Source organism: Noviherbaspirillum galbum, assembly GCF_010974945.1.
Classification (GTDB): Bacteria; Pseudomonadota; Gammaproteobacteria; order Burkholderiales; family Burkholderiaceae_D; genus Noviherbaspirillum; species Noviherbaspirillum galbum.
On record NZ_JAAIVB010000065.1, the window covers coordinates 117,306 to 132,794 of the forward strand.

General features: G+C 63.7%; 10 protein-coding genes. 4 read left to right on the top strand and 6 right to left on the bottom strand.

The features are described 5' to 3' along the window. Window positions 1–29 precede the first annotated feature (29 nt). Entirely contained in the window at window positions 30–2,615 is a 2,586-nt protein-coding gene (locus tag G3574_RS18705; protein WP_163966538.1) for a bifunctional aconitate hydratase 2/2-methylisocitrate dehydratase, read from the top strand. 116 nt (window positions 2,616–2,731) lie between these two features. Here G3574_RS18705 and G3574_RS18710 read toward each other — a convergent pair whose 3' ends face one another. After that, window positions 2,732–4,084: a leucine-rich repeat domain-containing protein gene (locus G3574_RS18710; protein WP_163966540.1), complete on the bottom strand. Its 1,353-nt coding sequence runs from the start codon at window positions 4,082–4,084 to the stop codon at window positions 2,732–2,734. Between the two features lie 422 nt (window positions 4,085–4,506). Between G3574_RS18710 and G3574_RS18715 the strand changes: the two genes are divergently transcribed. Continuing rightward, a complete protein-coding gene (locus tag G3574_RS18715; RefSeq protein ID WP_163966543.1) occupies window positions 4,507–5,166 on the top strand; it encodes a hypothetical protein in 660 nt (219 codons plus the stop codon). Between the two features lie 28 nt (window positions 5,167–5,194). Here the strand turns inward: G3574_RS18715 and G3574_RS18720 are convergent, their stop codons facing one another. The 4 genes from G3574_RS18720 to G3574_RS18735 all read right to left on the bottom strand — a co-directional run bounded on the left by G3574_RS18720 (window position 5,195) and on the right by G3574_RS18735 (window position 10,764). Continuing rightward, window positions 5,195–6,907: a ShET2/EspL2 family type III secretion system effector toxin gene (locus G3574_RS18720; RefSeq protein ID WP_163966546.1), complete on the bottom strand. Its 1,713-nt coding sequence runs from the start codon at window positions 6,905–6,907 to the stop codon at window positions 5,195–5,197. Window positions 6,908–7,135: 228 nt separating this feature from the next. Further along, window positions 7,136–9,469 (bottom strand): alpha/beta hydrolase-fold protein, encoded by a 2,334-nt coding sequence (locus G3574_RS28835; protein ID WP_163966548.1) that lies wholly within the window; start codon window positions 9,467–9,469, stop codon window positions 7,136–7,138. Between the two features lie 203 nt (window positions 9,470–9,672). Next, window positions 9,673–10,236: a pyridoxamine 5'-phosphate oxidase family protein gene (locus G3574_RS18730; protein ID WP_163966550.1), complete on the bottom strand. Its 564-nt coding sequence runs from the start codon at window positions 10,234–10,236 to the stop codon at window positions 9,673–9,675. Between the two features lie 102 nt (window positions 10,237–10,338). Next, a complete protein-coding gene (locus G3574_RS18735; protein ID WP_163966553.1) occupies window positions 10,339–10,764 on the bottom strand; it encodes a hypothetical protein in 426 nt (141 codons plus the stop codon). Window positions 10,765–10,949: 185 nt separating this feature from the next. Here G3574_RS18735 and G3574_RS18740 point away from each other — a divergent pair, with 185 nt between their 5' ends. After that, the gene (locus G3574_RS18740; protein ID WP_163966555.1) at window positions 10,950–12,302 is read left to right on the top strand and encodes an NRAMP family divalent metal transporter; all 1,353 of its coding nucleotides are present in this window, start codon (window positions 10,950–10,952) and stop codon (window positions 12,300–12,302) included. Between the two features lie 30 nt (window positions 12,303–12,332). On the opposite strand, the gene G3574_RS18745 is transcribed toward G3574_RS18740, so the two are convergent. Continuing rightward, entirely contained in the window at window positions 12,333–13,688 is a 1,356-nt protein-coding gene (locus tag G3574_RS18745; protein WP_163966556.1) for a hypothetical protein, read from the bottom strand. 206 nt (window positions 13,689–13,894) lie between these two features. Here G3574_RS18745 and G3574_RS18750 point away from each other — a divergent pair, with 206 nt between their 5' ends. Further along, on the top strand, window positions 13,895–15,052 hold the full coding sequence (locus tag G3574_RS18750; RefSeq protein WP_163966558.1) for a methyltransferase: 1,158 nt from the start codon (window positions 13,895–13,897) through the stop codon (window positions 15,050–15,052). Window positions 15,053–15,489: the final 437 nt, after the last annotated feature.

The window sequence follows — 15,489 nt, forward strand, 5'->3', positions numbered from 1 at the left end:
CACCCGCAAGGTCATAAAAAGGTCAAGCCATGCTAACAACCTACCGCGCCCATGTCGCCGAACGCGCCGCCCTCGGCGTTCCGCCGCTTCCGCTGTCCGAAGCCCAGACCAAGGATCTGATCGAACTGCTCAAGAATCCGCCCGCAGGCGAAGAGCAATTCCTGGTTGACCTGCTGACCAACCGCGTTCCCGCCGGCGTCGACAATGCCGCGCGCGTGAAGGCCGCCTTCCTGGACAAGGTCGCCAAGGGCACGGAAAGCAGCCCGCTGGTTTCCCGCGAACTGGCCACCAAGCTGCTGGGCACGATGCTCGGCGGCTTCAACATCAAGCCGATGATCGACGTGCTGGATGACGCCGCGGTCGGCGCCATCGCCGCCGAGGGCCTGAAGAAGACCCTGCTGATGTTCGACTACTTCCACGACGTCAAGGAACTGGCCGACAAGGGCAGCGCCAACGCCAAGGCCGTGCTGCAGTCCTGGGCCGACGCCGAGTGGTTCACCTCCCGTCCGGAAGTCCCGGCCAGCATGACGCTGACCGTGTTCAAGGTTTCCGGCGAAACCAATACCGACGACTTGTCGCCCGCGCCCGACGCGACCACCCGTCCCGACATCCCGCTGCACGCGCTGGCCATGCTGAAGAACCCGCGCCCGGGCATCAATCCGGACGAGCCGGGCAAGGTCGGCCCGATCAAGCAGCTCGAGGCGCTGACCGCCAAGGGCAACATGGTCGCCTACGTCGGCGACGTGGTCGGCACCGGCTCTTCCCGCAAGTCCGCCACCAACTCGGTGCTGTGGTTCACCGGCGAAGATATCCCCTTCATTCCGAACAAGCGCTTCGGCGGCGTCTGCCTCGGCAGCAAGATCGCTCCCATCTTCTACAACACCATGGAAGATGCCGGCGCGCTGCCGATCGAACTCGACGTCTCCAAGATGGAGATGGGCGACACGATCGAACTGCGTCCCTATGAAGGCCGCGCATTCAAGAACGGCGAAGTCATCGCCGAGTTCACCGTCAAGTCCGACGTGCTGTTCGACGAAGTGCGCGCCGGCGGCCGCATTCCGCTGATCATCGGCCGCGGCCTGACCGCCAAGGCGCGCGAAGCGCTGGGCCTCGCGCCGTCCGCGCTGTTCCGCCTGCCGAAGAACCCGGCCGACACCGGCAAGGGTTTCTCCCTGGCGCAGAAGATGGTCGGCCGCGCATGCGGCATGCCGGAAGGCCAAGGCATCCGCCCGGGCACGTATTGCGAGCCGAAGATGACCACCGTCGGCTCCCAGGACACCACCGGCCCGATGACCCGCGACGAACTGAAGGACCTCGCCTGCCTCGGCTTCTCCGCCGACCTGGTGATGCAATCCTTCTGCCACACCGCGGCCTATCCGAAGCTGGTCGACGTGAAGATGCACGCCGAACTGCCGACCTTCATCTCGACCCGCGGCGGCGTCTCGCTGCGTCCGGGCGACGGCGTGATCCACTCCTGGCTGAACCGCCTGCTGATGCCCGACACCGTCGGCACCGGCGGCGACTCGCACACCCGCTTCCCGATCGGCATTTCCTTCCCGGCGGGTTCCGGCCTGGTGGCGTTCGCCGCCGCGACCGGCGTGATGCCGCTCGACATGCCCGAGTCCGTGCTGGTGCGCTTCAAGGGTGAAATGCAGCCCGGCGTGACCCTGCGCGACCTGGTCAACGCGATTCCGCTGTACGCCATCAAGCAGGGCCTGCTGACCGTCGAGAAGAAGGGCAAGAAGAACATCTTCTCCGGCCGCATCCTGGAAATCGAAGGCCTGCCGAAGCTGAAGGTCGAACAGGCATTCGAGCTGTCCGACGCGTCCGCCGAGCGCTCCGCCGCCGGTTGCACGGTACACCTCGACAAGGAACCGATCATCGAGTACATGAACTCGAACATCACCCTGATGAAGTGGATGATCGCCAACGGCTACCAGGACAAGCGCACGCTGGAGCGCCGCATCAAGTCCATGGAAGCCTGGCTGGCCAAGCCCGAGTTGCTGTCGCCGGACGCCGATGCCGACTACGCCGCCGTGATCGAGATCGACCTGGCCGACATCCATGAGCCGATCGTCGCCTGCCCGAACGATCCGGACGACGTGAAGACCCTGTCCGAAGTCGCCGGCGACAAGATCGACGAAGTGTTCGTCGGTTCCTGCATGACCAACATCGGCCACTTCCGCGCTGCCTCCAAGCTGCTCGAAGGCAAGACCGACATCCCGGTCCGCCTGTGGATCGCTCCGCCGACCAAGATGGACCAGCAGGTGCTGACGGCCGAAGGCCACTACGGCACGCTGGGCCGCACCGGCGCGCGCATGGAAATGCCGGGCTGCTCGCTGTGCATGGGCAACCAGGCGCAGGTGCGCAAGGGCGCGACCGTGATGTCGACCTCGACCCGCAACTTCCCGAACCGCCTCGGCCTCGATACCCGCGTGTACCTGGGGTCCGCCGAACTGGCCGCGGTCTGCTCCACGCTGGGCAAGATCCCGACCAAGGCCGAGTACCTGGAGCACACCGGCGTCATCACCAAGGATGCCGACAAGATCTATCGCTACATGAACTTCGACCAGATCAAGGACTTCAGCGACGTGGCAAACGAAGTGAAGGTCTAAGCACTGTTTCCGCCCGCCTCGACGAGGCGGGGCATGCCGAATGAAAACCGGCGACGCGCGCTAGCGTGTCGCCGGTTTTTTATTGTGGGCAGGCGCGAGATAAAATGCGGCGCGGGTCAAGTCCGCACCTGCTTGATGAATGGGCTAGCCTCTAGTGCCTGCTTTACGGTGTCGTCGAGGCCGCATACATAGGTGTCAATCTCTTCCAGCGGCATATCCACGAAGCCAATCGCTGCATTGCCGAGCGGATTGCCGCACAACCGGAGCGATTCCAGCCTGACGAATCTGCGGAGCCGCGGCACCGATTCAGGACCAAGCTCGTTGCTGGTAAGCGAGACCTTCTTGAGTGACGTGATGAGTTCCCCTTGCGCCAGGTTTTTCAATCCTTCATTGCCGATATGACCTCCGCAAAGATTGAGGTCGACGAGCCGCATCTTCGACAGGGCCGTGCAGGCATCCGGCGCCGATGCCAGGTCGATGCCGGCGAGGCCGAGTTGCCGAATGCCCTGGTTGGCGGACAGCGCGTTCAAGCCTGACAGGCCGATGTCATTGCCGTCGAGACGAAGTGCACGTACCTGCATGTTCGCCAATGCCGAGGCGCCAGAATCGTCGAGGTCACAGTAAATCAGGCTGAGCGTATCCAGCGCCAGCTTAGACAGGGCAGTCGTGCCGGCTGCGCCAATCTTGTTGAAGTTCAGTGTCAGCGATTCCAGGCGGGATTCCCGCGCACGCAGGCATTGCGCCAGCAGTATCGCCTTTCCGGCGTCGATTCGATTGCTGCTCAAGTCAAGCGAAGTCACCGCAGGATGCGAGGCGACTTTCAGGATGTCGTCGAAGCCGAGATTCGAAGCGTCGAGGTCGACATGAACCGAATCGAAGGGCCTGGACCGGTTGACCTCTGCAATCACCTCGAGAAAAATGCGGCGCTTGTCGTGGGAGCCCAAGTCGTCCAGGCGAACAGCCACGTTCTTGTTGCGCTCGAGAAGGGCACGGAGCGCGGGCCGGAATTCCGTCGATGTCAGGCTCCTCGCCAGCTTGTTGATCGACTGCTTCACAGAATCGCTTTGGTGTGCGACAAGGTTCTTCTTGCGTTCCGGCGCGTTTTCGATCGTAGCGCCGACCATCTTCCTGAAAGAGTTGCTTACGCGGGAAAGAGGGACGAAGAGGTGGAGGAGAATCGACTGGTCAGCCACATTGCCAATGATCTTTTCCTGCAGTTCCCCCGGCAAGCTGTTCCAGCTTGTCCTTTTCGCCCGCACCTGCTGCACGATGGCGATGTTCGTCGGTTGTGGCGCCAGCCACTTGATGGAGCATGCGGAATCCACGATACGCCCGGTGCGGAACGTATCCCTGTGTGCGTCGACCCGGCCCTGTTGTACCGCGACCTCTGGCGTCAGTTCGTCGCCTTGCAAGTCATTCGGTGTCCTGCCAAGAGGGTGGCTGGAAACGGAAAGTGCGTGAATCGTCATGGCTGGCTTTCGTAACGGATTATCTGGTCCAAAGAATGAGCCCGGCCGTCAATTGCCGAGGATTGCCATCAGTGGGGAACAAGGCCAGGCGTGTTCCATCCACGTCAATGTATTAGTCCATGAAGGAAGTTGCTCGTGTCGGGTTTCGCTACCTTCTGGCTCTGTCATTCCCGCGCAGCCGGGAATCCCATTCATTAATCCACAACGAAACTTGCTGACGCGTGCATGACGGGCTCGACCGAACACGGCCTCCGGGGATCAACGTCACCAAGAAAAACGTTTTGCGTGGCACGTTTCACTCCTTGTTGCCACTATTGCATGGTGTCCAGAATGCACCGTGATGCAAGATGCTTGTGAGCCTCGCGCATTCGCGTATTCAATTTCAATTTGCAGCAAAGGAGGTTCCACGATTGGCTCAATCCATGAAGTCTGGTCTCATCATGCTGGCCTTGGTCTTCATCCAGGCGGCGCGGGCGAGTCCGCCCCGAGCGCCCGACGTCAGTGAAGTCATGGAATCCGTCGCTGAAGCGCGGCCCGGTATTGTCGTCATCGACAATCTGACCGACGAACAGCGGCGCTTTTACTGGAAAAACACCCGGCGCTCGGACGCGGGTTACCTGCTCATCAACGCGCCCTACGACTACATCAGGTTTCCGGACGCCGCCGCAAGGCATGCCAGGCAGGGCAAATCCATGACGCCGCTTCCAGCCTTTGCTGAGGACCTGCTGGCAATTCCTCCGTCGATGGCGCCTCTGGCTGTCTTCACGGAATCGCCTCACCGCGTGACCCTGCTTTTCGAGCACAAGACCCTGGGCACGATTCTGCTGACGCTCTGGAACGTGGAAGCGGACGGCGCGCAATTGTTCCTAATTAAAGAATTCCAGAGAGAACTGTTCCCGGGAACCAGTGGCACCCTGTCGCTCGCAACTTCGCCAGGCCATGCCAGGGTGCTCTGGAAAATGAATTGGGTGAAGGCGGGAATCAATCATGAGTTCTATGTTGGCGACACGCTGGGCGAGGAGAGACGGCCCTCCCTTTCACCGGAGGCCGTGATGAATGCGGCTCAAGCATTTTTAAAGTGAAGGCGGCGATAGCATCACTGCCGCCAAGTTAATCCGATGCCCCGGCCTTGGTGGACACGTACAAGGCTGCGTATGCCGAGTACGCCGCGGACGGCGTATCCGATGGAGTCCTGGCAGGAAGCAGTGACGCCAGCAGGCCAGGATCCGTGATGCCGGCATGGCGGATGACGCGGCCATAGGCCGTGATCGCCTCGGGCTGGTTTTCCCTCAGCGCCCAATCCGGCAGGCTGGTTCCCTCGTCATTCGTTTTGCCTAGCATCTCGGCGAATACGCGCGGCTCGCCATCGGCAAGCCTGTTGACCAGGTCGAAATAGGCCATCACGGCGTCAGCGTTTTCTTCAGTCAGGGCGAGGAAGAGCGTGGCATCGCCGCCGTCGCGCGGATCGCGCAAGGCTTGCTTCAACTCGGATGTTAGCGGGGCAAGTCGCGCCAACCACGTGTGACATGCCCTGATTCCATCCACGTTGCCGTGCATGAGCGCCATGGCCAGGCCGCTGGAAATCGACCGCGCATGCTCGGCAAGTACCGAGTGCAATTCGGGCTCCGCCGGCTCTTCGGCCAGGGTCTGCAGCAGCCGGTTGTTCTGCAAGATCAAGGCGTCGCGAACGGCACCGATGCGCGTCGGCAAATCACCCGCAAGATATGATGCAGCCCGCGATCGCGCGAATTCGCCGTCCACCTGCACGATCGACATGACGCCATGGTCGCCGCAGTAAATCTGCAGCGCCTGCCGGTCGATGAAGTCACCGAGTTCAAAGCTGCCGAGGCGGGACAGCTTGTCGGTCCGGCATTTAAGATGCATGGCGTTGCCGGTGACGTTCGGGTCGTACACGTCGATTCTCATTATGTCCGCATCGCGACTCATGACGAGCGCCATGAGGTGGCCTTCGAGGCCCGCCGGTTCGTGAACGAAGGAAGCGAGGATGAACGTGCTTGGACCTTCCTTCCCGACCGAGGCGGCCAGGTCATGCAGCAGCCCGCCGAAGCGCTTGCAGGAAAACTGCAGGCTGGCGCTGTCGCGCAGGATGTCTTCGAGCTCCTCCTCAAGCTTCTCCATGCCCACCTCGGCGAATGCTTTTTTCATGTCCTGGGACCGGCCCATCAGCGAATAGCAGGCCTTCGGCGCCATGCCCTGCCCGATCGAGCGAACGAGGAAGGTCACGAAGTGGCGGCAGACGATTTCCACATTGTCCATGGTGATCTGCCGGTTGAGCGATAACTCCGGCGGCGCATAACGCTCGCCGGAAAAGCGGTGGGGGCGCTGCTTGAAGAACAGCTGGTGATAGGCTTGCGCGGTCCTGTTGTCGCAGATGCGGCCATGGATCGCCTGGTTGCACAGCAACCGGTTCAGCACCTTGGGCAACATGAAGCCGCGCAAGTCAGCCATCCTCACCAGGCTGCCATACGCCCTGAGTGCATCGGCACGGCTGCAGATGACGGCGTTCAGGATCGCATCCGAGAGCTGGTTGCTGTTGGCATGGAAGTATTCGGCGAGCGCATCGCGTGCCGGCGCGCCGACCGGCTCGCACAAGCTCTTGATGGCGTAGATGTGGCGGCGGTCACCGTGGGCCAATGCATCCGGCAGGCCGATCAGGCGTGCGTTCAGTTCGTCGTAGAAAGAACGGGCGGCGATGGCGCTGTCGGCGGGAGATCGATGCGCGAAGTCGAGCGGTGTTCCGGATGGTGGCGAAGATGACGTGGACCCGCTGAGCGGGCGATGATAGAAAACGGGCGGTAGCATGAATTACGCGGCGCAAGGGATCGGGGTGAGGCGGATGAATTTCGGCGTCGGCGGATGATGCGATGCGGACTTGGGGGCGTCCAGAAGAATTAATGCGAGGAATGTGGTGTTTGCGAGGGGGGCAGGGAGTCGGTCGGGTTCTTCTTCGGACGACCGAAATGGAATCCCCGCTTGCGCGGGGATGACAGAGCGAGATCCGCTACCGCTTCAAGACCCACCCCGCTCCCCTCAGTACTTCACCTGCCGGTTGCACCCTTCCAGATTCACCGTCAACGGCCCATCCGTATCTACCACCAGCGCCGCGTTGCAGGTCAGCTTCGCACGCTGCATATTCACCGACACCGACCCGACATTGCGCGCCACGATGTCCAGCCGGTCCGCGGCAAGCGCCACCGTCGGCAGCGACCAGGTCTTGAACTGGCTGACATACGCCTGCACCCCGAGCTTGCCGGTGATGGCGCCGGCGCCCGCCTGCGTGGCGGATGCCACCGGATCGCCCTCGCCGAAGGCGCGGGAGACGGCATCGATGCTGCCGCGCGGACCCGCCGCCGGGTCGCGCACCGCGATGTTCGACAGCCAGTAGGCATGGTTGCCGAAAAGGCCGCGCGCCGGCACGTCCATCGCAGGATTGGCGACATAGGTGACATGCGCCGGATTGCGGTTGACGATGGCGTCGCCGAGGAAGCTGGCGCTTTCCGCGAAGTTGTCATGCAGCGCCAGGGTCAGGTGCTCACCGGTGGTGAAGGTATCGAAGCGGTAGCGGTAGTTCAGGTCGTCCAGCCGTTGCGCCTGCGTCTTGGTTCCGGCATAGGGCACGAGTTCGTCGGCCGCCTGCACCCACATCATGATCGGAATGTTGCGCAGTCCGGGCAAGAGGTTGTAGGTGTTGGTGGCGTCGCCGCCGGTGGGTTCGGTGGGCGGCACCCAGATGCCCAGCGCCGGCGGTCCGACCACGGCATGCGCCTTGGCGAACAGGTCGGGATAGCGCGTGGAAAACTTGAAGGTGGCGTGGCCGCCCATCGAGTAGCCGCTGATGTTGGTCATGTCGGCATTCAGCGGATAGTTGCGCGCGATGTCCGCCCACATCTCGAAGGTGTCGGCTGCGGCGTCCTCCACGTACCAGCCGTCGGGACCGCGTCCGAGCGCGGTGGCGACGATGTGTCCCTGGCCGCGTTCGCCGAGCTGGGACTGGTTGTTGGAGCCGAAGTACTGGTTATGGTTGCCGCCCAGCGAATGCAGCAGCAGCGTGAAGCCATAGCCGGTCTTGGGCGGCGTCTTCGAAGGCAGGTAGACGGTGTAAGGCTGGAGCTGTCCGAGGTATTCGCCCTTGCAGCTCGGCGCGCTGCCGCAACCCACGCTGAAGTCCACGCCCTGCCGGGTTTCCACGCGGCTGGCAAAGATGCGGTTGATGGGTCCGCTGACGGGCACGCCCTGGGGCTGGCCGGGCATGTCGTCGTTGACGTTCGCCGCGAGCTTGGCGAAATCGACGTTGGCGTAAAAGCCGCTGATGTCGCCCTTGGCGAGCGCGTCGGCCTGGGCGGTATCGCGCCAGTAGCCGGTCGGTTCGCCGAAGCGGAAGGCGACGTTGAAGAAGGCGGGCGGGGCGGTCAGCTGGCCCGAGCCGCCCGGTGCCGACGCCGATGCTGTGACCGCCGGCAGCAGGTAGCGGTTGTTGGCTGTGTCCCACAGGCCGGCGCCGGCCGCGACACGCACCACGTTCTTGCCCGGGTTCCAGGCGTTGGCGGGCACGATTACTTCGAACTGGCGGCGCTGCATGTCGATGTTGACCGTGGGTGCCGGCGACACCACCGTGCCGGTCTGCGCATTGGTCAGAACTGCCTGGTTGCCGTGCACCGTGAGGAAATATTCGGCTGGCGCGGAGACGTTGGCGCCGAACGGAAAGGCCTGCGGCGCGGCGGAATTGCCGAGCGCGATGGTGATGCCCAGCTTCTCGGCGTCGAGCAGGCTGTTCATCGTGACGCGGAAGGCGGTGGCGCCGGAGACTGGCTTGATGCGCAGTTCGACGATGTCCGCCGCATTGCCGGCGTAGGCTGGGTCCGTCGGATAGGTGTAGGTGCCGGCGCTGTTGGAAAAGGTTTCTTGTCCCACGCGCTTGTCGTTCGGATCGGGCAAGGCCTTGGCGCCGCGGTCGTCGTACAGGAAATCCTGGTAGAGGAATTCGCCGCGGCGGTAGGCGCTGGCGCCGGACACCAGGATCGGACGCGCCTTCCAGACGCCGGTGTTTTCCAGTTGCGGCGCGCGCGGCGGAGCGGCGTAGAGGATGTCCGGCCCCGGTCGCGGCCCGGGGCCGCTATAAAGGGACTGGCTCGAATAGTCCGGCTGCGGCGTGTCCGCGCCGCCGAGGTCGCTGGTGGGCGCGAGCGGATCCAGCAGGCTGAGGGTGCTGTCGGCGAGCAGCATGCCTCCGGTACTGGCGGTGCTGGTGGTGCTGGAAGTCTGGTCTTGTCCGCCGCCGCACGCCGCCAGGAACAGTCCGGCGATGCTGGCCGCAATCAGGGTGCGCGTGCTTTCACGCTTGGTGTCGTGGCGCTTGAAGGTCACGTTGTCTCCTTTGGAATAATTGTTTCTCGCCAGACAGAAATGTTCTGCGATGCGGAACATCGTTCTGCGACTTATTCCAAGTTTAGGAAACACATGCGCGGTCGCCCTTGACTGACCGCAAGGCGCCCGGGTAAGAAAATGTTTCAGAAGCGGGGCACCTCAAACCCGGCTGCCCCTTTTCGGGGAGCCAGTGTGCGCGAAACCTAGGGATTGACGTCCGTGGCTTTCCATCCCGCGCCATCCCGGTGAAAAATTTGCCGGGTGTGAGGCTGCGGTCCGAGGTCCAGAATGTCCACCGTGCGCGGATCGAGCATGAGCAGGATGAAGTGGGACGGCGGGTCTTCGGGTTCAGGCGCGTCGAATGCGGCTTGCGGATCCCGGGCGCTGCCGGGCGTGGGCCAGGTGAAGGACTGCCGCGAGGCGGCGGAGCGTTCTCGCCAGCTTCGGCGCAACGCTTCCCTGGCTTCGGGACCGCCGTCGCCGCGCTCGATCCGCATCGTTCCGGCAAGGCGGAACTGCTGCCGCGTCAGCGGGAAGTACCAGCACAGCTCTGCGAAGGGCTGGCGCGCGAGCTGCTCATGCTTTTCCGAGCGGGCATCGGCGGTAAAGACGAGGCGGTCATCGTCCATGAAGAAACGGAAGGTCACCATGCGGTTCGCCGGCCGCTGGTGGCGGTCAACGGTCGCCAGGGCGACGAAGCGGCTGTGGGCCAGGTCCGCGTGCGCGTTCAGCGCGTCGTCCAGCAGGGTGCGCCATGTCGGTGTCATCTCGGCCTCGGTAAGAAAGCCCGACGATGACCAGGGACCGGCCTCGCGGGTCCCGGAATTGTAATGCGAAAGCCGCACCGCGCCGAGGGCGCGCCGCCGCTATTACAGCTGCATGCCCGTCAGCAGGCCGCGTTTCGGCTTGAGCACGCGTGGCAGCGCATCCAGCTGAGCCCTAGCCTCGGCAGGAACGCGGTTCGGAATTTCTACATGGCCGCGCACGCCGAAGTCCTTGCCGACGCTGCAGTAATCGGGTGAAAACACGGCGTAGCGTCCGCCGCGCCAGAAGAACATCGGCTTGTCATCGACCAGGAACCAGTTCAGGTCGCCGACATCCTCGCTTCCCGGGTTCAACTTGCGCAGCAACTGGAGCGCTTCCTTGGAAATGCCGAGCTGCCGCGATGTATCGATGATGACCTGGCCCGGGAAGCGCGGGTCATCCTGTGAAGTGATGACCTCGCCGGGGATGGAGTGATCCGCCAGCAACGTCATGATCAGCCTGCCGCGATGTGCGGTGATTTCCGCATGCATACATTCTCCTTCCATCTTTGCATGCTTTCATTCCATGCAAAAATAGGGCCTGCATGAAAGCGTTCCTGCAATCATCGCCGTGAGCAAACATGGGGCATCCGTCCAAGCGCAACACGCACGCCGCTTGTTTGCGGTAAATGATGCCGAAGGAACAAATGCCTACGTCCCGCCATCCAAGTTGCATCATGAAAAAATCCGATGCCTTGCTGCCGGAGTCCTCTCCGTCCCGCCCGGTCACGGCCGCGTCCCCCGATCATGGCGCGGGGTCGGCACCGTCAACCGGCGAGGCGCAAGACCAGAAATGGCTGAGCAAGCTGGGGCCGGGACTGATCACCGGCGCCGCGGACGATGACCCGAGCGGCATCGCCACCTATTCGCAGGCCGGGGCGCAATTCGGCTTCGGCATGCTGTGGACCTTGTTGTTCACCTTTCCCATGATGGTGGGAATCCAGATGGTGAGCGCGCGTATCGGTCGCGTCACCGGACACGGCCTTGCAGGCAATCTTTGCCGCTTCTATCCACCCTGGATCATGTACGGCATCGTCAGCCTGCTTCTGCTTGCAAACACGATCAACATTGCCGCCGACCTGGCCGCCATGGGCGACGCTCTTCATCTCGTGGCTGGCGGCCCGGAACGGCTTTATGTCGCCGGCTTCGGCGTGCTGTCGGTGATCTTGCAGATCTTCATTCCCTACAACAAATACGTGCGCGTGCTGAAGTGGCTGACGCTCGCGCTGCTCGCCTATGTCGCGACGGTGTTCAGCGTGCACATTCCCTGGGGCCAGCTGCTGTCGGGCGCCTTGCTGCCGAGGTTTACCTGGGAATCCGATTACGTGACCACGGTCGTCGCCCTGCTTGGCACAACCATCAGTCCTTACCTGTTCTTCTGGCAGGCATCCCAGGAAGTCGAGGAACTGCGAGCCTCTCCCGATGCCGTGCCCCTCAAGGATGATCCCAAGCAGGCGCGCGCCGACTTTTCGCGGATCCAGATCGACACCACCATCGGCATGGCCTTTTCCAACCTCGTCGCCATGTTCATCGTGCTGACCACGGCGGTCACCTTGTACCTGAATGGCGTGCACGACATCCAGACCTCGGCCCAGGCTGCCCAGGCCTTGAAGCCCGTCGCCGGGGAATTCGCCTTCGCGCTGTTCAGCATGGGAATCATCGGCACCGGCATGCTGGCGATTCCCGTCCTGGCGGGCTCGGCAGCCTACGGCATGGCCGGGGCCTTCCGATGGAAGAGCAGCCTCGAGCATGAGCCCTCCAAGGCGCCGCGCTTCTACGCCATCATCGCCATCTCTACCTTGTCGGGCGTCGCGCTCGGCTTTACGTCCATCGATCCCATCAAGGCGCTCTACTGGAGCGCGGTGGTAAATGGCGTGATCTCGGTGCCGATCATGGTCATCATGATGTTGATGGCAACCCGCGTCGACATCATGGGCCGGCTCGTGATCCCGCACCGCCTGCGGATACTCGGATGGCTGGCCACGGGCGTCATGGCCCTCGCGGTGCTGGCGATGTTCACCATTCACTAGCCGTTCTTCGAGGGCTGGGACCGGCCTGCGTCAGGGAAGCTTGATGAACTCGACCGGCACGGGCGAGGCCGGCACGGACACGAAGGACGCCAGGTTAATCGACGCGGCCACGCAGACCACGTCCGGTCCCGGATCCAATACCCGGTACTGCGCCTCGATGCGTTCCGGTGCGGCGCGCCCCACGACGTTCACGATGTTCATGCCGCCGCACATCGGGGTTTCCTTGCCAAGGAACACCGCCAGCACCATGCGCCGCGAGAAATCCACGGCTGGCGCGGGAGCGTTCGATTGGCTGCCCGCATGCTGCTGCCACAAGGCAGTCCAGGCAGCGGCATCCCTGACGACGACGGTGCGCTTCTCGCCAATCGCGGACGCCAGCACCGGCGAGACGATGCGGTCGAATGCGATCAGGCTGCTGGCGCAAGGCTCTCCGAGACCCAGCGCCGCCGCGAGCCGCCCGCGAACGCTTCGCACCGCCGCGACCACGCCCGCCGCAGAGGCCGACGTTGCCGGCAGGCTGGTGCCGCAAGACAGCTCGAGGCGCCGCGAAACGCCGTTCTGCCGAACCTCGATCCATTCCCTGCCTTCATCGGCGCAGCCCGGGCAACCGATCTGCAGGTCGGGCAGGAGCCGGAACGCGTCCGCCAGCGCCGTCCATTCCTGCGCGGTGACGGCGGATGATATCCCCTGATAGCCGCCCGACAGGCTCCTGCCGGTGCCGACGCGCAACAGGGCGTCCGCCTGCGTGATCTCGGCCTCGCCCTCGCAGCGGTCCAGGCACATGCCGTAACTCCAGCCGGTGCGGACGAGCAGGTCGGCGTCCGCGCGCGCCGTCGCCGCGCTGGCCTGCACGGGCAGCGAGGATCGCGGGATTTCAAGGAAGAAGGCGGGGAAGTAGGCCAGCGCGATGCACGCGGTATCGGCGCGCGGCGGGGTGACGCGGTAGCGCATGTCCAGCTGGGTGGCGGCGCTGTTCTGCGCCACGGATTCGATGGCATAGGTGCCGCACGGACTGCGGCTGCCGAGGAAGACGGCAACGACCATGTTGCGGGCAAAATCCACCGCCGGGGCCGCCTGCGTGCCGCCGATCTGCGGTGAGTGCTCCGACCACAGCCGGTTCCAGGCATCGGCATCCTTCACGATCGACAGGCGTTCTTCCATGATGCGCGAGTTCGTCGGCGCGGGACCCAGGGTGCGATAGGCAATCGCCGTACCGGCGGCCTGCGTTCCGTCGCCGCCATTGCCCGTGTTGTTGCCGGGAACGACCGACTCGCCGCCGGAGGAGAGGGAATTGCCGGAAGCGGCGGAGCTCGATCCGCCGCACGCTGCCAATGACATGGAAAGCAGTGCAAGCGCGAACAAGGCGAGAAAGGTCTTATTTTTCATGTCGTCGTATCCCATGATGCATGCTTTGCATTTTATTACGGTCCTGCACGCGCGCGATGACCTGCGGCCAACAAGCGGCGCGTCGCGGATGAATCCTTTCCCTGCCGGGCGGGCGCGGCGTCCCGGCGTGTAAAAAACTCTTGACGTCGATGCCAGGTGTACAAAGCGCGTATCATGCTCGGACCTCATCACTACCCCATCACATCATGCAAGCCAAGGAGCCGGCAACGCGATTGCACTGGACGGAAAACGATAGCGGCCACGCCGCCCTCTGGCGTTCGGAAGCGGGCAATCCGCCGCCACGCTCGGTGATCGTTGCCGACGACCGCATCAGCGCCGATGCCGCATACCGCCATGCCTGCGAGGGCAGGGCCATTCTCTGGCGCGGCGACTTCCAGAATGCCCGCCAGCTGCTGCATGCGCTGATGCGCCGCGTCGGCCAGAAGCCGCGCAAGGCCCGCCCCGCGCCAGCGCCGGCATCGATGACGGAAGCCTTCCATCTTCACCGCCAGGCCCAGGCCAGACGCGCCCGCATCCTCGGCATGCTGCTCATTCCGCTGGACGCGGATTACCGCGTGCCGCTGCGCCGCGCGCCGGACATCCGCGAGGCCTGCGAGCAGGTGTACGGACCCGTCACCGCGTCGTCCGAGCCATCCGTGCTGTCGCTGCGTGAATTGCAAAGCCTGGTCGGCGCTTTCGAATGGCGCAAGAACGGCGTCGAGATCCCCGCCCTCGGCGCGCGCATCCATCCGCACTACGGCGTGTTTTCCCCGGTGCGCGGCGAATACGTCGACCTGGTGGCGCAAGCCCCACTGCCCGGAAATCGTCTCGCTTTCGACATCGGCACCGGCACCGGCGTGCTTTCCGCGATGCTCGCGCGACGCGGCGTGCAGCGCATCGTCGCCACCGACCTCGACCCGCGCGCGATCGCCTGCGCCCGGGACAACCTGCAGCGTCTCGGCCTGCAGGACCGCGTCGAGCTGCTGCAGGCCGACATGTTTCCGGACGGGACGGCTGACATCGTGATCTGCAATCCGCCCTGGGTGCCAGCGCGCCCGAGCTCTCCCATCGAGGCGGCCGTATACGACCAGGACAGCCGGATGCTGCGGAGTTTTCTCGCGGGGCTCGCAGCGCATCTTGCGCCGGGCGGGGAAGGGTGGCTGATATTGTCTGATTTCGCCGAACACCTTGGGTTGCGTACGCGCGATGAGATGCTGGGGTGGATTGCGGAGGCGGGGCTCACGGTCGCGGGTAGGGTGGATATCCGGCCGCGGCATGGGAAGGCGCGGGATGCGGAGGATTCCTTGCATGCCGCGCGGGCGGCGGAAGTGACCTCGCTTTGGCGGTTGAGGGTTTTGGTGTAATGGTCGATTTGGTGGCGCTAATTGAGATGGGCTGTGTGGTTCGCGTCAGTTTCCGTCATTCCCGTGGAGGCGGGGCTCTCATTTCTGTTTGCGTTCCGGCTTCTCTCCGGTGAGCTGGTTGCGGTTCCCACTCCGTGGGGACTTGCCGGGGCTGGTCCCGGCGGCCCAGGTACTTTCTTTATCAGCAGATAAAGAAAGTACCCAAAGAAAGCTGCTTCAACCCCCATGTGGTAGCCACTCCGGGCGACTTTGTTCGATGGGTTGAGGGGATGCCGTCATCGACGGTAGTTACCACCTGAGAAGCATTCGATGACTCGACCTCCTGCCGCATCGGCATGGCTCTAGCCTGTCCCGACCACGGGGAGCACCTTCCTAACTCCGTCATTCCCGCCTACTTCTGTCATCCCCGGCTACCCCTGTCATTCCCGCGAAGGCGG